General features: G+C 39.4%; 23 protein-coding genes, 1 pseudogene and 1 riboswitch. Of the genes and pseudogenes, 7 read left to right on the forward strand and 17 right to left on the reverse strand.

Going from position 1 to position 19,459, the window contains the following annotated elements:
* Positions 1-2: 2 nt before the first annotated feature.
* The 4 genes from A361_RS31510 to A361_RS17280 form a co-directional block, all read right to left on the reverse strand.
* On the reverse strand, positions 3-1,166 hold the full coding sequence (locus A361_RS31510) for an endonuclease (protein WP_019382665.1): 1,164 nt from the start codon (positions 1,164-1,166) through the stop codon (positions 3-5).
* Positions 1,167-1,333: 167 nt separating this feature from the next.
* Positions 1,334-1,858: a DinB family protein gene (locus A361_RS17270; RefSeq protein WP_019382664.1), complete on the reverse strand. Its 525-nt coding sequence runs from the start codon at positions 1,856-1,858 to the stop codon at positions 1,334-1,336.
* 64 nt (positions 1,859-1,922) lie between these two features.
* Positions 1,923-2,942, reverse strand: coding sequence for a serine hydrolase domain-containing protein (locus A361_RS17275; protein ID WP_019382663.1), 1,020 nt, complete (start codon positions 2,940-2,942; stop codon positions 1,923-1,925).
* 134 nt (positions 2,943-3,076) lie between these two features.
* A complete protein-coding gene (locus tag A361_RS17280; protein WP_009333659.1) occupies positions 3,077-3,526 on the reverse strand; it encodes a GNAT family N-acetyltransferase in 450 nt (149 codons plus the stop codon).
* Positions 3,527-3,641: 115 nt separating this feature from the next.
* On the opposite strand from A361_RS17280, the gene A361_RS17285 reads away from it, so the two are divergent.
* From A361_RS17285 to A361_RS17310, 7 genes are all read left to right on the forward strand, one after another.
* On the forward strand, positions 3,642-4,007 hold the full coding sequence (locus A361_RS17285; protein ID WP_226280748.1) for a hypothetical protein: 366 nt from the start codon (positions 3,642-3,644) through the stop codon (positions 4,005-4,007).
* A 7-nt stretch (positions 4,008-4,014) separates the two neighbouring features.
* Complete coding sequence (locus A361_RS30960) at positions 4,015-4,164, forward strand: hypothetical protein (protein WP_236887901.1); 150 nt, start codon at positions 4,015-4,017, stop codon at positions 4,162-4,164.
* A 247-nt stretch (positions 4,165-4,411) separates the two neighbouring features.
* Positions 4,412-4,597: a hypothetical protein gene (locus A361_RS17290; protein ID WP_009333656.1), complete on the forward strand. Its 186-nt coding sequence runs from the start codon at positions 4,412-4,414 to the stop codon at positions 4,595-4,597.
* A 133-nt stretch (positions 4,598-4,730) separates the two neighbouring features.
* Positions 4,731-4,876, forward strand: a riboswitch (cyclic di-AMP (ydaO/yuaA leader).
* A 152-nt stretch (positions 4,877-5,028) separates the two neighbouring features.
* Complete coding sequence (locus tag A361_RS17295; protein WP_019382662.1) at positions 5,029-6,252, forward strand: dicarboxylate/amino acid:cation symporter; 1,224 nt, start codon at positions 5,029-5,031, stop codon at positions 6,250-6,252.
* A gap of 177 nt (positions 6,253-6,429) precedes the next feature.
* Positions 6,430-6,801 (forward strand): MerR family transcriptional regulator, encoded by a 372-nt coding sequence (locus tag A361_RS17300; RefSeq protein WP_009333654.1) that lies wholly within the window; start codon positions 6,430-6,432, stop codon positions 6,799-6,801.
* 134 nt (positions 6,802-6,935) lie between these two features.
* Entirely contained in the window at positions 6,936-8,246 is a 1,311-nt protein-coding gene (locus A361_RS17305) for a hemolysin family protein (RefSeq protein ID WP_019382661.1), read from the forward strand.
* A gap of 338 nt (positions 8,247-8,584) precedes the next feature.
* Positions 8,585-9,190: a DedA family protein gene (locus A361_RS17310; protein WP_009333652.1), complete on the forward strand. Its 606-nt coding sequence runs from the start codon at positions 8,585-8,587 to the stop codon at positions 9,188-9,190.
* A gap of 49 nt (positions 9,191-9,239) precedes the next feature.
* Here the strand turns inward: A361_RS17310 and A361_RS17315 are convergent, their stop codons facing one another.
* From A361_RS17315 to A361_RS17375, 13 genes and pseudogenes are all read right to left on the reverse strand, one after another.
* Positions 9,240-10,055: a lipid II flippase Amj family protein gene (locus A361_RS17315; RefSeq protein WP_019382660.1), complete on the reverse strand. Its 816-nt coding sequence runs from the start codon at positions 10,053-10,055 to the stop codon at positions 9,240-9,242.
* A 45-nt stretch (positions 10,056-10,100) separates the two neighbouring features.
* On the reverse strand, positions 10,101-10,286 hold the full coding sequence (locus A361_RS17320) for a hypothetical protein (RefSeq protein ID WP_019382659.1): 186 nt from the start codon (positions 10,284-10,286) through the stop codon (positions 10,101-10,103).
* Between the two features lie 39 nt (positions 10,287-10,325).
* Positions 10,326-10,868 (reverse strand): DUF1572 family protein, encoded by a 543-nt coding sequence (locus A361_RS17325; RefSeq protein ID WP_009333649.1) that lies wholly within the window; start codon positions 10,866-10,868, stop codon positions 10,326-10,328.
* Between the two features lie 600 nt (positions 10,869-11,468).
* Complete coding sequence (locus tag A361_RS17330) at positions 11,469-11,654, reverse strand: hypothetical protein (RefSeq protein WP_009333648.1); 186 nt, start codon at positions 11,652-11,654, stop codon at positions 11,469-11,471.
* A gap of 25 nt (positions 11,655-11,679) precedes the next feature.
* Positions 11,680-12,033 (reverse strand): VOC family protein, encoded by a 354-nt coding sequence (locus tag A361_RS17335; RefSeq protein WP_009333647.1) that lies wholly within the window; start codon positions 12,031-12,033, stop codon positions 11,680-11,682.
* Positions 12,021-12,890 carry an aminoglycoside 6-adenylyltransferase gene (locus A361_RS17340; RefSeq protein ID WP_009333646.1) on the reverse strand — a complete coding sequence of 290 codons (870 nt, stop codon included), beginning with the start codon at positions 12,888-12,890 and terminating at the stop codon, positions 12,021-12,023. Before A361_RS17340 ends, A361_RS17335 begins: the two co-directional genes overlap by 13 nt.
* A 24-nt stretch (positions 12,891-12,914) precedes the next feature.
* Positions 12,915-13,300, reverse strand: a pseudogene (locus A361_RS17345) (cytidine deaminase).
* Positions 13,301-13,320: 20 nt separating this feature from the next.
* Positions 13,321-13,866 carry a hypothetical protein gene (locus tag A361_RS17350; protein WP_050807812.1) on the reverse strand — a complete coding sequence of 182 codons (546 nt, stop codon included), beginning with the start codon at positions 13,864-13,866 and terminating at the stop codon, positions 13,321-13,323.
* 105 nt (positions 13,867-13,971) lie between these two features.
* Positions 13,972-14,337 (reverse strand): DUF805 domain-containing protein, encoded by a 366-nt coding sequence (locus tag A361_RS29495; protein WP_082919393.1) that lies wholly within the window; start codon positions 14,335-14,337, stop codon positions 13,972-13,974.
* 771 nt (positions 14,338-15,108) lie between these two features.
* Positions 15,109-15,588: a hypothetical protein gene (locus A361_RS17360; protein WP_019382560.1), complete on the reverse strand. Its 480-nt coding sequence runs from the start codon at positions 15,586-15,588 to the stop codon at positions 15,109-15,111.
* Between the two features lie 212 nt (positions 15,589-15,800).
* Positions 15,801-16,301 carry an RNA polymerase sigma factor gene (locus tag A361_RS17365; RefSeq protein ID WP_019382559.1) on the reverse strand — a complete coding sequence of 167 codons (501 nt, stop codon included), beginning with the start codon at positions 16,299-16,301 and terminating at the stop codon, positions 15,801-15,803.
* Between the two features lie 16 nt (positions 16,302-16,317).
* Entirely contained in the window at positions 16,318-18,537 is a 2,220-nt protein-coding gene (locus tag A361_RS17370; RefSeq protein ID WP_019382558.1) for a sensor histidine kinase, read from the reverse strand.
* Positions 18,515-19,207 (reverse strand): response regulator transcription factor, encoded by a 693-nt coding sequence (locus A361_RS17375; RefSeq protein WP_009333640.1) that lies wholly within the window; start codon positions 19,205-19,207, stop codon positions 18,515-18,517. The genes A361_RS17370 and A361_RS17375 overlap by 23 nt, the downstream gene beginning before the upstream one ends.
* Positions 19,208-19,459 lie beyond the last annotated feature (252 nt).

Raw genomic sequence — 19,459 nt, forward strand, 5'->3', positions numbered from 1 at the left:
GATTATTCCCAAATTGCTGATGCCCACTCGGGATGATCTATAAATGGATTGCGGTTATGCTGGTAATCAGAATAGATGATTTCGTTTCTTCTCCGCTCGTTATCGTCTACCGGATCTTCCTTATGCCACTCAAGCAGGACAGACATTTTGCCATGATAAGGAGCAGAGCCATTATTGACCTGATTGTTTAGCTCCAGATCCACTTCTCCGCTGTCTCCTTCATAACGGACAGCCATATAAAAAAGCATCCTCGCAACATCGCCTTTTACTGTATCCCTGGGTTCCCAGGAATCTGAATCATAGTAGTTTCCCAGTGCCTCTGAATGCTGGGTGCCCCCATCGTCAAAGTCAAGATTCCCTCTCGAGCTATTTACTGAAGCATCTGTTGGCCGCAAATGATGCAAGTCTGTTCCCGGACCCATAGCTGTTCCAAAGTCCCCGTGAGATTTAGCCCAAACATGCTCCCTGTTCCAATCATTGACGCCAGAACCATTGGTGAATTTCCCCTGAGAGCGGCCAGTATACAAAAGAATGACGTTATTGGGATTGGCAGGATCTTCATCTGTCTCACGCAGTGCTTCCCATACATTCGAATAGGAAATTTCCGTGTGATCATCAATGATAGTGTGGAGGGCTGTTTTTAAAGCCTCCCCTGTTTTTCCGTTTGCAGCATCATAATATCCTCCTGGTTCAGGGCCGGGAATGACTGTTCCATCACCAGCTTGTTCGAAGGCCGTCCCATCTTTTAGCCCGGGATGAGAGAAATAGGCGGTAAGTGTTCCGGTTACCTTAATTTTTTCTCCAATCAAGGATGGATTGGATTTTAAGCCGAAAGCAGAGCGAAACGTGGAAGGAATTTGAACATAAAGCATCTTAGCTGTGCTGGTCTCTGATGGACTATCCGCCAGGGCCAAAGCATAGTCATTAGGAAACTGGCTTGAAATAACCGTATTTGCCGCAGTCGGCTGTCCAACCACATAGCCTTGAACAGTTTTGGAAGAGTTGTTTTGAGTATTGATTCCCTGTGAAACGGAATAAGGTGATGTCCAGGAGCCATCCCCGGCAGCTGCCCTAGTTATAGAATTTTGAATGGGCTGCATCACGATCAGAATGACAGTAACCAGAATAAAAGTTAACAGCAGGCCTTTTTTCTTACGATTCAGCATTCATTCGCCTCCATATTTTTTTGAATGGACTTAAATAATCTGAAAAGTCACAATTCCACACAAGTATAAATGAACACCTTCGGCCATATCATGAGGTTTTGGTCCCAAAAGTTTACTTTTCACACAGAATTTACAAACTTAACTTTGATGCAATTTTTTTAAAGTGCTTACTTTTTTAAAATGCCCAGATACTCAATCCAAGGACCAACATCAGTTCTGTATCTATTTGCCAATACTCGAGAAATCTGTGAAATATGCGTAAGGTCATGCACAGCCCAAGTGGAAATCAATTCCCTGACTCTGACTGGTCCAAATGCTGGATGAAGCCCTGTCTTTTCGAAATGAATTTCCAGATCAGTTATACCCCTAAGCATGGCCAAATTTTTCATTCTAAGGGTCTTAAAGACTTCAAGCTTTTCTTCAAGTGATAGACTCTCTGACACATTTAAATGAGCAAAGCGGTCAAATGGGGGGAAGGGCTTGCTTTCCCCTTCCTGCAGAATAAATTTCAGCCGTGGAATCCAATTTTTCTCCTCGCCATCAATCAAATGATCAACCACTTCGGCAGCATTCCACGTGCCTTCCCCTTCATTGCCATTAAGCCATTCCGAAGATAGACCGCTTAGTAATGCATCCAGCGTATGGGGTGTACGTTCAAGAATCTCAATAGCTTCTCTTAAATTAAAATTCATATAACCGCTCCTTTATAAACAGACCCGATTAGATACAAAAAATAAGCACCTGTACATAGCTCATCTAAAAGTCCTTTTCAATTTCTTTCATTACAGTAAATGGCCCATATGATTTATTTGATGGCACCACAAGGGTTATCCCGCTTTCAGGGTAATAGGCAGAATGAAAGCTGACTCCCGGGTCATAGCCCATGAGGTGATATTTGAAGATGGCTTCGTTTTTCTTTTTGATCCATAATCCGTAGCCGTAATACTCATTCTCATCTGCTTTGGCATGCGGGGACATCAGCTTTTCAGTATACTCCCCGCTCATGAGCTTATCATTACACAATGCTTCCCAAAATAAGATGATATCCTGAGCAGTAACATAGGCTCCTCCGTCAGAACCGCCTCTGATGGGCAATGAATAAATATTGGTTCTCCATGTCCCATCTTCTACATTATCTATATAACCAATTGCTGTATTTTCAGGAAGATTGTCAAATCGGAAAAAGCCTGAATCCTTCATTCCACATGGTTCAAAAATTTGGGAATGAATATAATCCTGGAAACTCAGTCCTGTCTTCTTCTCTATAATTAAACCCAAAAGTATATATCCGGCATTATTATAATGAAATTTCTCCCCGGGCTTAAACATCATCTTTTTATTCTGGAACATAGGAAGAAAATCTCTCAGATGATTTAATAGATACATTGGCCTTTCTTTCCACAGCTCCTCAAAATCATCCATAATTGACTCATCAAAATAGTCGGGCACTCCGGATGTATGGGTTAACAGGTGATGAATGGTAATTGTCTCATCAAATAAGGGAAAAACATCCTTCAATACATCATTAAGTCTTGTTTCGAATGATATGAATCCATTCTCGGCCAATTGACAAATGCTAACCGCCGTAAAAATCTTACACCCGGAGGCGATGCCAAACCTGGTACCTGGGTTATTTTGGGTTTTGTTTGCTCGATCAGCATCCCCCTCTGCTAATTGAAGGATCAATTCCTCCTTTTCTTTAACAAGTACGACACCGGAAAAACCAACATTTTTAATTACAGACCTTAACCTTTTATCATAATCCCTAAATAACATGAGTATTCCCCTTTAAGTAATATTCCATTGACCTAAAGCAATGCGGGACAGTAATAGCAGACTCTATAAAACATATAACGGATTTAAAGAGGATGATTCCTCCAAATGAAAGAGTCGCTTAATCTTTTAGTATTTTATAAATATTTTTCAAAAGCAGTAATAGTCAGTGATTCATTTATTTCCATTTTCTTCAGCTCTTTAAAACCATTCTTTAAATAAAAAGTGACAGCAGGGGTATTCTTAGAGCCTGTTGTGACAATCATTTTTTCATTCATCGGCCTCAGTTCAATGAAGTTCAGCAGCTTTTGTGCAATTCCCTTTCTAAAATGTTCAGGATGCACAATCAGTCTATGAATATCTAAAACATTATTTTCCTCTTTAAAAGAAATCACACCGCATAATTTTTCACCTATAAAATACCCAAGGAAGGTTTCTCCGGTTATTCGCAAGTCATCAGCCGTATCCTTCAAAGGCGGTAAATCAGGACATCCAATGATTTCAGCCTCAATTTTATACGCAGGAAGCTGGACACTTAGAACTTGCACAGCAGCTTTTCGATCTTTAATATCAATTTCCCTAATCATTATGGTCCCTCTTTTTATATTAGTTTTAAGATAAACTTCTCTATCAAGGATAAATTCCCTCTTTTTTGGACGAATGAAGACCTTCCAATTTAAAATTTAACTAGGGGTGAATAGGATGAATTTAAAATATGAAGTGATAACAGAAGAGAAAATCAGACTTTGCCGGGATTTATGCAATAAGCTGATGGCTTTTCAGAAATCTAAGGCACATATAACACCTGAGCGTTTTGACAGCATGAATTTTGAAACTAGAATGATTCCATCCGTAAAATCATCTTTACATAATTATATAGAGATCGTTAAGGACGATGAAGAAATCGCGGGCTATGTCTATTCCAATGTTTCTCCTAAGGAAGCCTGCTCCAATGATTTCGCCATTTTTTTTGATCTGACTTCAGTCGGGAAAAGGCATGTTGGCTGCTTATCTCAATTCTTTATAAAAATGCTACAGACAATATGGAATTGGATCAGTTCTTTTTAACATGCCGATGGAATGGTTAATCCAATTTAAAGATGTGGAAGATTATTTTATCTATGTATCAAATAGGAATACAGAGGCTCTTGAATTTTATACTCTCAAAGGGGTTACTGTTAGTCATGAGATTCTCGACGGCTTTATTACAGTTTTGCGCAGATAAGAAAGGCCATTCCCACTGGAGCTGACAACAGGAAAAAACTTTCCCAGTAATCAATAAGCTGCCGGACCAATAGGATAAATGCAGAAGCGACATTAATCCAGCGGATATCTTAGCTGGATTTTTTCAGGCATATTTTCATCAGCAATATCCCCAAAGCCAATATACTCATAATCCTAAAAAATAATGGTGGACATTGTCATAAATCTTGTTATAATTCTAAAAGAAATTACTTTGAAAAGGGTGCTTTATGGGAAATACATGCAGATATGTTGTAAGTGCCACTGGGAAAAACGGCGAGACTTATTATACGCAATGCAAGGACAAAGAAGAGTTAAAAGAGTGGCTGGCCGAACATGAAGACAAGCTGAATAAGAAGGAACTAAAAGTGAAAGACAAAAAAAGACATCCTCTTTTAAGCTGGCTTAACTTCTAATCTTATTGCTAAAAACCAAATTGACCTTTCCTATTAAATTACTATTTGAATGATAGTAACCTTAGTAAACCTAGATAAGAAAATCGTATGATTTACAACTTTTATGATTATTGTTAATATATTAAAAAAACATTAATAATTTTCGCTTAATCTTAATTGAGCGGGGGAACCAACTGTACTTTTTTAATAAAAGTACCTGGGGTGAATCCTTTTATAGGTAGGGTACTCTCAAGACCCGAACCCGACAGCTAACCTCGTAAGCGTGTTGAGAGGGAACACTGCATAAATGCACAGTGGTTATTACCTCTGTGTTTTTTTGTTGCCTTTTTTAGTTAGGTTTATGTTTTTTGGGGGTAATATAGGAAAGGCAAAATATTTTTTGTGCGAGATTTACATTTTTTTACATCATTTATTTCATTGGAGGAACGTGTATGAAATTATCTACTAAAATTATTCTTGCTTTGATCGCCGGGGGAATCACAGGGCTGTTGATTAATTTATTTGCACCTGGCATTTTCCCCGAGCTTGACAAGTTTTTGTTTACTCCGCTGGGAAAAATCTTTTTAAATCTCATCAATATGCTGGTTGTTCCGATCGTCTTCTTTTCCATCACCCTTGGAACAGCAGGCCTCGGTGATCCTAAGAAGTTGGGAAGAATTGGGATTAAGACAATCTCCTACTTCCTGGTTACCACCAGCATTGCAATCGTCATAGGTCTTGCTTTGGCAGCTGTTTTCCAGCCAGGAAACGTTGGTGAATTCGACGTAACAAACGTGGAGTACGAATCGAAGGAAGCTCCTCCTGTCTCAGAGACACTATTAAATATTATTCCAACCAATCCGGTAAAAGCCTTCACGGAAGGCAATATGCTTCAGATTATCACTTTTTCTATTTTTGTCGGATTTGCATTAACCATGCTCGGCAATAAAACAAAAGGCATATTAAACCTTATTGAACAAGGCAATGACATGATGATGTACCTTGTTAACCTGGTTATGAGGTTCGCTCCTTATGGAACGTTTGGACTTATCGTTTCTGCTGTAGGAAGTCAGGGTCTAAGTGCCATTAAAGCTATGGGACTTTATATGATCGTAGTTCTTCTTGCGTTATTTATACATGCGATTTTAACCTATGGAGGTTCTATTGCTTTACTTGCAAAGAAAAACCCGCTATGGTTCTTTAAAGGCTTTGCGCCGGCCATGGGGGTTGCTTTCAGTACATCAAGCAGTAATGCGACTCTGCCGATTTCCATGAATACGGCCCAAAAAAATCTGAAAGTTCCTGAATCAATCAGCAGCTTTGTTCAGCCTCTCGGTGCAACCATCAACATGGATGGAACAGCCATCATGCAGGGAGTTGCAACTATTTTCATTGCCCAGGTATATAATGTTGATTTAACATTGACACAGCTAATCACGGTTGTCCTTACTGCCGTTCTTGCCAGCGTTGGTACAGCTGGTGTGCCTGGTGTCGGTTTGATTATGCTAGCGATGGTTCTTAACTCTGTCAATCTTCCTGTTGAAGGTATCGCATTAATCATTGGGATTGACCGTCTGCTTGATATGACGCGAACAGCAGTTAATATTACAGGTGATGCTGCCTGTGCAGTAATTGTAGCGGAAACGGAAGCAAAGAAAGAGGCCGTTAAAGCCTGAATGCAAAATAGCACCGGTTATCCGGTGTTATTTTTTTGTGGAAATCTCTTCCTCCCTGCTTGTTTCATTATTCAAATTCATTGATTTTCTATTATTTTTTAGTATAATTAGATTCATAACCATCACGTAACAGTTTGGAGGAATCCTCATGGGGCTGAGAAGTTAAGAATAGGAGAATTGGCTGAAAAAGCAAAGGTTACTAAGAGAACGATTGATTACTATACTTCACTCGGACTGCTAAAAGCAGAACGTTCCCCTTCAAATTATCGCTATTATGATTATTCCGCCATCGAACGTATTGCTTTTATCGAAAAATGTAAAGCGGATGGTTTGTCGCTGGAGGAAATAAAGAAAAAAGTTATCGGCCGATTTTCTGAAGAGGTAGATGTTCTTGAACTAAGGCTCAAAATTCAGGATCTGGAGGAAGATGTGACAAAAGCACTTTCACAGCTTAAAAAATCTGATCCCGAAAAATACGAATATGTCAAAAAGAATATTTCACATGAAAGCTTATCATTAATTCAAACATTGCTTTTATTGCTCAACTGATATCCTGTCCCAAAACGTTTTTTTGGGTTTTTGGAGCATTATGGATATCTATTTGGGCACAATTTAAGTAGTGAACTTTATAAGGATTATAACCATTTTAGGAGGTGTATGTCTTACTTTAGTAAGACTGCTCGTTGACAACCATAAATTTATTACTGATTGCACTATTAATAGCATTAACCGCCTTCTTCGTAGCAACTGAGTTTGCGATTGTAAAAGTACGTGTTTCCCGAATTGATCAGCTGATTGCTGAGGGCAATAAAAGGGCTATTTCAGCTAAGAGAGTCGTCACTCACCTTGATGAGTATTTATCAGCCTGTCAATTGGGAATAACCATTACCGCATTAGGGCTGGGCTGGCTTGGTGAGCCTACTGTCGAAAAGTTATTGCACCCGGTATTTGAAAGATTTGAGATTGCCGAATCGCTTACCCATATTTTATCCTTCGGCATAGCCTTTGCTTTAGTCACCTTCCTGCATGTGGTTGTAGGTGAGCTTGCACCAAAAACCGTTGCCATTCAAAAAGCTGAGGCTGTTACAATGGCGTTCGCATCGCCGATTATTTGGTTCTACCGTTTGATGTTCCCTTTCATTTGGTTCTTAAACGGATCTGCTCGGGTACTGGTTGGCATATTTGGTTTAAAACCGGCTTCTGAGCATGAGATCGCCCATTCCGAAGAAGAACTGCGAATACTTTTATCCGAGAGTTATAAAAGCGGTGAGATCAATAAAAATGAGTTAAAGTACGTGAACAATATCTTTGAATTTGATGAAAGAATTGCAAAAGAAATCATGGTTCCGCGTACTGAAATGATTACGATTGCTTCTGATGACACAATAGAAGATATTATGCAAACAATCCAGAGAGAGAATTACACACGATATCCAGTGGAAGATGGGGATAAGGACAATATCCGAGGGTTTATTAATGTAAAAGAATTTCTGACGGCCAGTCTTACAAACAGGATCACCCCGGAGAATCTTGAGCTTGACTCGTTTATTAACCCGGTTATCCATGTAATTGAAAGCATTCCGATTCATGACCTGCTAGTCAAAATGCAAAAAGAACGCATCCATATTGCCATTTTAATGGATGAATATGGCGGAACTTCCGGATTGGTGACTGTCGAAGACATTCTTGAAGAAATTGTCGGAGAAATCCGTGATGAATTTGATGAAGATGAGGTTCCTGAAATTAGAAAGCTTAACGATAACCACTATATTCTGGATTCCAAGCTTCTTATAGACGATGTCAATAATCTGCTTGGCACAGATTTTGAGCATGAAGACGTTGATACAATCGGCGGCTGGTTCCTGACACAGCATATGGAAGCAGAGATAGGAACAGAGATTGAAGCAGATGGATTTACATTTAAAGTCCACGAAAAAGATGGGCACCAGCTGCATTATCTGGAAGTTTTTAAAAGCAAGCCCCAATTAAGCTAGGAAAAACGGCGGCTCCGGTTACGGCAGCTGCCGTTTCTTTTTTGCCTGTCTATATAAATACTTGATTGTTTTCCTATTACCCGTTAGACTGACTTATGTACGTTTTATATCTTTTAATTTCGTGAATTGTCCAGCGCAAGCAGCATGCCCCCTCGAGGTCACAAGCCAATCCTCCCCAAAAGGCAAAGCGAACGCCTTTCCGTGAGGCTCGTCTTGTGCTTGAGGCCCACAGGATGTGGGTCATGCAGACGTTGCCACAGGACGTGGCGTTCTTAGTCTGCGTTCATTCGTGGGCAAGGCGCTAGCGCTTTTCTTATTAATCAACAGGATGTGTGGCTATGTCAGAAATTATCATCAGCTTTATTGATTTCTTAAAACAGTTTTCTTACTTTGGTATTTTGCTTTCATTATGCTTTGAATTTATCCCGGCAGAAGTGGTTCTTCCTTTGGCGGGCTTTTGGGTCTTCCAGGGAGACTTTAATTATTATTTAGTCGTATTAGCAGGTACAGTGGGAGGAACGATTGGACCGCTGACTTTATATGCATTGGGCAGATATGGCGGCCGTCCAATGGTTTTAAAATACGGAAAATATTTCTTGGTTTCTCAAAAACAGATTGATGCTTCGGACAAGTTTTTTGAAAAATATGGCGCAGGGGTAGCTTTCTTCGCCCGATTTATGCCAGTTGTCCGTACTGCGATTTCCATTCCATGCGGGATGGCCAAAATGAATGTGTGGAAGTTCTCTATCTATACATTCCTCGCAATGCTGCCGATTACCGCATTCTATGTTTATTTAGGATATAAACTGGGCCCTCACTACAAAGAAGCAGAGGAAATTTTTAATAGCTATGCCCTGCCTCTAGCCCTGATCATCATTGCAGCAGTCATTATAGTGTTCACTTACAAATATGTAAACAAGCGCAAAAAAAGCCAAAGTATATAAATTTAAATGGAAACGGCACTGGATGGACAGTGCCGTTTCTATTTATGTTTTATACAAAAAACTTTGAAGCCCAGGCTATGTAATATGCACCGGGTATAAACATGATTTGTGCAAGGACTGTTCCAATCAATCTGGAGGTAACCATCATAATCGAAATTCCTTTTAAATTCGAATACTTGGCCTTCCCGTGCACCACATTATCTGACATAACAGAAATTTTCGGGTCCACAAAAATGGATAGAAGAATCGTTGCCACACCGTTTATGAGTCCGGATGCCATTACAGCAGTATTTGAGCTAGCCGTTGTAAGCAGGGAAGCATATAAGGCTGCCAGTACTCCAATTGTATATATGGCTGTTACAAACATATTGAATAAAAATAGCCGTTTTGGAATTTCACTAAGTTTAAGCCCATTTAAATAGGACATTCTCGGAATTTTAAAATGTTTAACCATTCTCTTTGCCGATTTCCAATTAAACCCGATTTTCAGTAATGAAGGAACCGACCCTTCCTCATCGGCAAGACGGATAATCGCTCTTGAGAAAATGGCTATGAATGTTGGGAGCAATAGAATTCCAATTATGGTTCCTATTGTGGATGCCCCTATTAACACCCTGAATTGGCTTTCCACATAAACGAGAAAGTTTTGTTCAGGCGCTGTATCAATAATACTGCCAAGCAAAGGCTGCTGCCCCATGTTTGCCATTCGTGAAACAATGACAATGGTACTGAACAAAGAAAGCCCTGATGCTATCAGCTTGACCCTGGCACCCGATAATCGGACTGCATAAGCCAGTGTTTCAATACTATGTATAAGGATAATAAATAAAGAAGTAAACACGATTTTCCCCGTCATAAGATCCAAAAAGAACACTTCTTTCGATTTTTCCTTATTATACCATTAGGCTAATTATGTTTGAAGCTTGATGAAAAAGAATCCCCTTTTGCCTTTCTTCAGCTCTTCCCAGCCTATCACCAGCATTAACATGCCTAAAAGAAAAGAACTAAATGGAATCCAATCAAAGCTTTGGGTGATTAACATATAAAGGGAAATTAAAATGTTGCCTGCCGCCAGCGATATTCTTAGTTTACTCAATGATTTCCCTCCTCAATTGCAAATAATGCACTGCCTATCCTATTTTCCGGCATCGTGCTTGTCGAGCATTTCCTTAAGAAATTCATCGGATTTCCCTCTCGGAATACTGAGACTTTCCCACTCTTCGTTTTTTAATAGCTTGCCGATATAAACAATCTGTCCAACATGGTAAGAATAATGGGCCATCTGCCTTTCTATTGCATCCATAACTAGATGGCTCTCGCCTCGAATAGTGATATTTTTAAGCAGATCCTCCTCTTTTAAACTATCTAAAGCGGAAAACAGTACCTTCCACCCTTTTTCCCAAATCAATAATAGTTCATCCTTTGTGGCTGTGGCTGTTGAAAACTCCTCATCCCTGTTTCGATAAGGCTTTTCTCCATCTGATGTCAAAAAATTGGTCCACCGTGAAACCATATTGCCGCTCATATGCCTGATAATTACCGCTGTACTATTGGACTCTTCATTGCAAGCCCAATTCAATTCCTCATTGGAAAGCCGCTGAATGGTTATATCCGCTAATTCCTTCACTGCCTGGAATCTTTTCTTTACGATCATTAGATAATTTGCACCTATACTCATAATATGGCCTCCTTTTTAACTTCAGTAAGATTGGGACTCATTAGGACCTATACCTGTGAAATCGTTTTTTGAAGAGACGCAGGATTAACTACCATTTCCTTCTACCCTTGTCTTTTTCGTCATTATTCTTCTTGATTAACTACATTTTCCTTCGACACTCGGATTTTCGCCGTTATTCTTCTTATTACCTCCCATTTTCCTTCGGCCCTCGTCGTTTTGGGCATTATTCATCTCGACTAACTACCATTTTCCTTCTACCCTTGTCTTTTTCGTCGTTATTATTCTTAATTAACCCCCATTTTCCTCCGACCTTCGTCTTTTTCGTCGTTATTCCTCTCGATTAACTACCATTTTCCTCCGACCTTCGTCTTTTTCGTCGTTATTCCTCTCGATTAACTACCATTTTCCTCCGACCTTCGTCTTTTTCGTCGTTATTCCTCTCGATTAATTACCATTTTCCTTCGACCTTCGTCTTTCTCGTCGTTATTCTTCTCGATTAACTCCCATTTTCCTTCAACACTCGTCTTTTTCGTCGTTATTCTTCTCGATTAACTCCCATTTTCCTTCGACCTTCGTCTTTTTCGTCGTTATTTTTCTCGATTAACTACCATTTTTCCTTCGACACTCGTCTTTTTCGTCGTTATTCTTCTCGATTAACTCCCATTTTCCTTCGACCTTCGTCTTTTTCGTCGTTATTAGTTCTTGAATCATGTATTCCGCCATTCCCATGGAATCGTTACCAGGCGGCTGAATATTGAAATCCTCCTTTATCATGACAGAAAGCAAGAGGGACGCCACTAAAACATCACTCTTATCCCTTTTTCTGTATAAGCCCAAACCCAAGCCCGACCGGATCCACCAGATAGGCAAGATAGAAATCATCAAATTCCATTTTGTCCCTTACCACCGTTGCCCCATTTTCCGTTGCAAGAGAAATGGATTCGTCAATCGATTCCACTTCTATCTGAATACGGGTTCCATGAGGGTAATCTTTTGGCCCTTTACTGATGCCCCCATTTACAGCTTGATTTTGGTCATTCCCTGTCTTGACTGGCCAATATCCCCAATTCGGTTCTTCAATCTCCCATCCGAAAACATTGGAATAAAACTCAGCTGCTTTTTCCGGTTCCTGGCTGTTTAATTCAAATCCGGTTACTTTCGCCATTGGTCTCGCCTGCTTTCTTTGTCTAAATTTACCATTCCTAGTACCTTTTCCGCCAAAACATCATTTTCTTCCAGCCCAACCTTGTGACAAAGACATGCATGAACTCTTCTGAATTCCGGGAACATGCTTGTCATTACCTTCATAATTTCAGAGGGTTCCGGACTGCTGAACCATTCCTCCAGTAGTTTTAGCTGCCAGGTTTCCAGTTTGCTCCTTGTTCCCTGCAATCTGGCCCAGTCTCCAAAGGTATTTGGCTGCAGCCCTGCTTCCATATGCCATGCTGTTACTATGGATAACCGGAGATTGTCCAGGCAGTGCAGAGCATAATATATCTCCCCCCGGCTCACTCTTCTGTATATCTCATGTACATAGGCAAAAAATTTATTTCTCCAGCTTTCTACTTCCTCAAGAGCGGGCTGGTAAGTTAAACCTTTTGACTTTTCCGATAATGCAAGCATTACTCCAGCCATATCATGAACAATCTTTATATTCTGAAGCCATACAGATGGCTGGAGCTGTTGGGAACGATAATAAAATGCATCTACTTTAATAAAATTAATATAGTGTGCAACTGTATGTGATGCGCGGGGATTATCTTCGAAGAATAATACATTTCCCCATTTTTTCGCCCTTTCCTTTTTATTAAGCCTATATTCCTCAAATACCTTATCATTCACGATAATCCGCAGATCAATGTCTGAAAATAAATCCGTACTGTTTTCTCCTATGGAACCGCCATAAAAAACAGATAATACATTTTGATCAAGTATCAAATCCTTTTCAATAGAATGCATGATTCTTTCTCTATGTCGCGGAAGTTCAGAATCTCTTCCTTTGTATTTAGCATATAATCCCATTCATACAAATCCGCCTCCAATATACTAAATTCTTTTAGACTTATCCGGCAGCAATTCCATTACCCCAAATTTCCTAAAAACATCGCCTTTACCTGGCAGAATCACTTGTATATCTTCCCCATAATCGCTCACCAGTTCCCTGCACATTCCCATGGGGAGACCACACGGGAATCAGACCCTTCACTTTTTGATAGTACGGCAATAATAGTCTCAAATTCCTGATCGCTTTCTGATATGGCTTTTCCAAGTACAATTGCTTCAGCACAGACAGCAGCTCTTCCAACATAAGCTTCAAGATTCACCGCAGTATAGACCTTGCCGGAATTGGTTCTGACTGGTGCGGCAACATGATGTTTTCCTTCCTGGTATAATTTCTTCATTAATTTATTTGCTGATTCTATCATTTCCATGTCATGTGTGTTCAGTATGCTCACCCTAAATTCCTGCTTTTTGCTTTTAAATTTTTCAGTCTTTTAAAGTCTTTGCTCAAGCATGATTGTTTAAAGCGCTTTGACTGCTTGAGGCTGTTAATGTCAGAGCGATTATCATAAGATAACTGAATATGAAAATAGTTAACATACTCGAGGATGGCAAAGATATAGATAAAGGCGGCAATAGTCAGTCCCTGAGGTGTTGATGGTTGCCACATATAATAATCTGCTATGAAGGCAGCAGGAATAATTATTATGATAGCAATGTTCCATTTTTTTATGGCCCTTAACTGTTTAATCAGCCTTATCGGTGCAGCAGCTGTATTTTCTTTTTTTAACCTCTTCCATTTTACAAACCAATAAATGGAGCCTTGAAGGAGTAAAAATTCCAGCAGCAGAAACGATGACCAGAAAGAAAAAAGTGAATATAAATGGAGATCAGGATAAGCATAATTCACCATATAACTAACAAAAACAAACATTATGAGACTCGTTGTTTCACCAGTAAAAAGATAGGAAAATCTCTTCAATATTCGATTCCTCACCAAAATTCCTCACTTCCGGGTAAAGAGTACCACTTATTAGTAATACGAATTTTCTAAAAAAAGGTTTCAAAAAAAAACTCCAGCCAAGGCGGCTGAAGATTTTTATTATACTGCTTTTTTAGGATATGGCCCGTATTTATTTGATCCAGGTTCACTATCCATTAGAGTAAAGATGAGGATTATAATCCCCCTGATTAAAGGAATCAAAGAAATTAGAATCCACCAGCCGCTTTTCCCGGTGTCGTGCAGCCTTCTGACAGTTACAGAAAGACTCGGAATTAACATAATCAGAGAGAAAAGAGTTGTAAGGACTCCAATGTCCTCTGTAATCTCCCATCCAAAAATCATCTCAATAATAGTTAAAATGATTGAGATGAGAAATGTAAACAAAATAAACATCCAATATTCTCTTCGTCTGGATCTTCCGCTGAAATTAAATGATTCTTTAACCACATTAATAAATGCATTCATGCTGTTTTCACCTCCGCTGTACACATCCATCTATTATATCAATAATAAAAACCCTTTTTCAGCAGGGGAAAATATGGATTTTATCGAAAATTGAATGTTCTCCCCCAAAAATGAAATAAAAAACTCCTGCCTCTAATTAACGGAGCAGGAGTCTTTTGTTCCTCACCTTAGCAGATATAAGGACTTGCACTGAATGATTTTTGCGGCATATTTCTATAGTGGTGATAAACATGAAAATACTGACAACACTTCGAGGTTTGATAAAGCACGAGGCAAAAAAATTGTTCGATAACAGAATGGCCAGGCATAAAGATAGGCTCCCAAACAGATAATGAGCTTCCGGCACAAGCAGGAAGCTTTAATTTCACCTAATAATATGCAAATCAAACACATAAAAATAGGGGGCATGATACCACTTTTACAGGAGAAATAATTCTTGACTGTAACCCAGTCGAAAAGAAGTGAAAAAATGACCCAGGCTGCTGTATAGAAGAAAAAAGAGGCTTGCTTTCTGGCATGAAATTTAAAAAAATAATCCCAAATGATGCTTTCAAGAGTCAGTTCAATGATACGGACTCCCAGCTACGCTTCCCCGCTTTTTAGCTTATATAGGCGAAAATATAAACTTAGCATTGCATCCGTTCTTAAGTTAATTAAAGCAATGACAACCCAGCTGACGTAAATTTCTATTTTCGATAAGAGCTTTTATCAGATTATTTGGCAAGGAAAGATAAGGAAACCAATACATACAATGAACCGCCTTTTATTGTTTCAATACTTTTGATGGAAAGAACTTTTCTGCTCTAATAAAATCATAAATTTATAAAATAAAACGAGAGACAGCAGAAGAAATGGATCTACCATAATCGAATACCATATTTTCCATGTACCATAATTAAAGTAACCCCAGGGTTCAGGAAGCAGAGCCGCCATTTCATAAAGGATAATTGCCGCAACAAAGAAAAACATATAAACCATTTTTTTAATAATCCCTTTTGAAAAAGGGTATCCGTTCAAAAAAATGATGTTTACCGGCGGAATTAAAAATAACCTCGGCAGCAAGCCTGCCCATTCAACACCTGGAGAAAAGTACCAATAATGATGATGTTTAAATTCAACAACTAAATCAAATAACATCTGAAAAGCTATTGTAAAAGTCCAGATTTGCAATACTTGGCTGGGAGTCATTTTTTTATTTATTTTGAAGGCAATCATATTAAAGGCGATTATTGAAGCTATAAGTAAGATCATAGTTATTCCTTATATCTCTTTCTCGAAAGTTTATATTATTATTATTTACTAATTCGGACGTCTGCTATGCAAAGGAGGCGAAGACAATTGACCTGATATGAAGAAGTACAAGTCCATCGGATTCGAGTCTGCTACGACACCCATGCCGGAAGGATAAATGTAAAAGAGAGCAAGCGGCCAATCTTATTGGCCAATTGCTCTCTTTTTCGTTATTATGCCCCCATTTTCACCATCATTTTCAGCTGCTTTCGAGCCCTGAAGATTCTGGTTTTTACAGTTGAAGGATTTAAATTAAGCATAGCCGCTATTTCCCTTTCCTTTAATCCCCGGTCTATTTTCAGCAAAAGAATATCTCTATAGCTGCCTGTCAGCTTCTTTACAGCCCCGGTGATTTCCTCAGCAGCAAAGCCGGATTCAACTTCCTGCTCGACATTCTGTTTTGTAGCAACACCGAGACATTCGAGCATGTCCTGCTCCATCGGCACAGCAGCCTTCCGCCTTTCTCTCCGAATAGCGTCCAGGGCAGTCCTTCGGGCAATGACAGACAGCCATGCCCCCGCTTTTTCTTCATCGATAATCGTTTCCGCTTTCTTCATGGCTTTAATAAAAGTTTCTTGAACGATATCCTCCGCAAGATAAGCGTCTCTTGTCATTGAGAAACATATATGATAAAGGCGTTTATAATGACACGTATACAGCTCGGTAATATCCATAATCCATCCTCTTCCCTTACTCCTCTATATTCAGTGAAATGCTCACCTTGAACAAGTCACCATCTGTATCTATTTCAAGATTTCCATCATGAAGATCAATAATCGATTTGGCTATGGCAAGCCCCAGGCCTGAACCATCTGTATGCCTTGATTTATCTCCTCGTTTGAAACGCTCGAACAGTTCTTCGCTTTGATCGTCCAATTCATATTTAGAAACATTTTTAAACGTTATAACTGCCTGGCCTTTCACTTTCGCTATCGCAATATAGACCCTTGAGTTTTCCAATGAGTATTTCAGTATATTGCCAATTAAATTATCAAAGACTCGCCAGAGCTTTTGGCCATCTACGAATGCGATTGCCGGATGATCAGGTTTGGTTACTCTGAAATGCAGATTGGATTCATTAATAGCGTTATTATGCTCCGCGAGAGCCTGCTGCAGCAGCTGGATAAGATCCACTCTTTCCTTCCGGAGCTCAATATTGCCGCTAGCCATTTTCGAGACTTCGAATAAATCATCAATCAAAACCTTTAGACGTTTAGACTTCCGGTCAATGATTTCAAGGTAGGCAGAGCGATCGTCCTCAGAAACCTCACCTGACTTCAGCAGCTCCGTGTACGTAATAATGGAAGTTAATGGTGTTCTTAGATCGTGACTGACATTTGTTATCAGCTCCGTTTTCAGCCTTTCGCTTTTTGCCTGCTCGCTAAGGGAAGTTTTGACGCCCTGCTTCAATACATTAATATTTCCTGCGAGTGAAGCCAGAACACCTTTTCCTTTAACCGGCAAGTCCTGGCCCATGTGACCCGTTGCCAATTCATTTGCGGTCTCAACAATTCGGTTGAAATAGCCTAAGCGCCTGATTAGTGCCATAACCAGCGGAATACCTGCAAACGCTAAGAGCATTACATAAAACAGGGCAAATAGCGGATGGAAGAACATGACAATTGAACCCATTCCCATTCCAAAGATGATTATTAGAACAACAAACAGCTGCGTTCCTGTACTCCGGTTTAAAAAGGCTTCCTGCAGGCTGGTTTTCAAACCGCCAGCCGTTCTATAAACCAGACTCTTTTTCAAAACTGCCTTTGCGTTTTCCAAGTCCTTAAATTCACCCGCGATATATTTGAGCTGAACAATTGTCAGACCGCATAGAACAGATGCTCCAAGTAGCACAATAATCAATTCAATAACACGCGGCAGGATATTGTAGGAGTCTATTAGAAAATCATTTATCAGAAAAAGAGCTAAACTGCTCCCTATTACTGTCAATCCCAAGAAGATTATTCTTAAATCAATAGGGAGCTTATTATATAAAGGCTCCCACCTTTTGATTTCAGCAGACAGGGCCTTTGACCTTCTGCCAGCAATCAATGCAGCGATAACAGCCAAAACCGCTGAGCCGCCATAGATTAATAATACAATCTGCTTTTGTTTGAAAAGATTATTTTGGTCAATGAACATATTTGAATCAGGAAGATTTTTAGCCAGGCCAATTTGTCCTTTGAAGTAGCCTGATTGCGATTCTACCAGCGACTGTTCAAACCCCTCATACCCCCCCATAATAATATGAAGGAAGTAATTTTTGTCCATGGTGTAATCGGTATGATAAACCATCTCTTTTTTCATTACTTCATCCGGAGACTCATTTTTGGACAAAGTTAAATTGGTGTATACTTCACCAGTGGAAGTGTCCTCAAAATAATAAGTAAATGAATCCTCATAAAAGTCATACTGATCCCGCAATTGTTCTTTTTCCTTGAAAAACTCTTCTATTTTTTCTTCTTTTTCTTTTATCACTTTGGGGCGTACGTGTTCATCGCTCTCAAAGTTCTTCGTAATATCCTCGATTCTTTTGTTCATCTGATCGGTTAAAGCCTTGGCAAATTCATTATTTTCAGTGTCCTTTGCCTCTTGGATTCTATATTCATATTGGCTTCTAATATTATCTATTTGTTCAGGCAGAGTCCCATAACGATAGCGATGTTCATGGATGTCCTCTTCCGACACCTCGATGGCTTCCTTAGCTTTTTCGAGGGTAAGGTTATTCAGTTCGAACATTTCCAGGTATCCGGCATATTGATCCAAATCACTTCTAAACTGATTTGTGTGAAAATAGTCCGGGTTTGCATATTCCCTTCCGTTTATTAGAACAGACAAAACGCCGCTCGCTCCGTAAGCAAATAAAACCGTTATCATCGCAATGATGAATTTATTTTTCCATCTTGTATCCAATTCCCCATACCACCTTTAAATATCTCGGATTTTTCGGGTCGATTTCAATCTTTTCACGGATTTTCCGAATATGGACTGCCACCGTATTTTCTGCGTTATAGTACGGCTCGTTCCATACCCGTTCATAAATTTCATTAATGGAAAAAACGCGTCCGGCATTCGTCATTAAAAGTTCCACAATTTTATACTCGATCGGAGTCATTTTCACTGGCTCTCCATTAACACTCACTTCTTTTGCTTCCTTATCCAGCATGAGACCGTTCAGATCAATCACTTTTTTGACTCCTTCAAACGTTCCGAATGTCACATATCTTCTCAGCTGTGATTTCACACGGGCAACCAATTCCATAGGATTGAAAGGCTTGGTCACATAATCATCAGCTCCAACCTGCAGCCCCAGGATTTTATCTGTATCCTCTGTTTTGGCACTCAGAATAATAATCGGGATGTTTTTCTTTTCGCGAATTTTATATGTAGCTGAAATGCCATCCAGCTTTGGCATCATGACATCCAAAATAATCAGATGCACCTGATTCTCATTCAATATCTCCAGAGCTTCGATTCCATCTTTCGCTTTTAATACAGTAATGCCTTCATTTTTAAGATAAATTTCTATAGCATCTCTTATCTCTTTTTCATCATCTACAACGAGTACATAATAGTTATCCATAATCCCCCTGCTTTCAAGGTGCTCTTTTCATATTTTTATACTAAACGCAAAATCTTAACATTAATGTAATAGAAATCTTAAGAATTTCTTAAGATTGAATCTGCATTTCTTAAGTTTTACATCCCTTCTATTTTATAATGGATGGAAATGGAAATATAGACTTGTAATGGTAAGTCATAAAAAAGCACCATCCGCCAGCTGTCCCAGCTGGTGAATGGTGCAAAAAGTGATTTAGAAATGTCATTTATTCTG

It is taken from the genome of Cytobacillus oceanisediminis 2691 (assembly GCF_000294775.2).
In the GTDB taxonomy this organism is placed as follows: Bacteria; Bacillota; Bacilli; order Bacillales; family Cytobacillaceae; genus Cytobacillus; species Cytobacillus pseudoceanisediminis.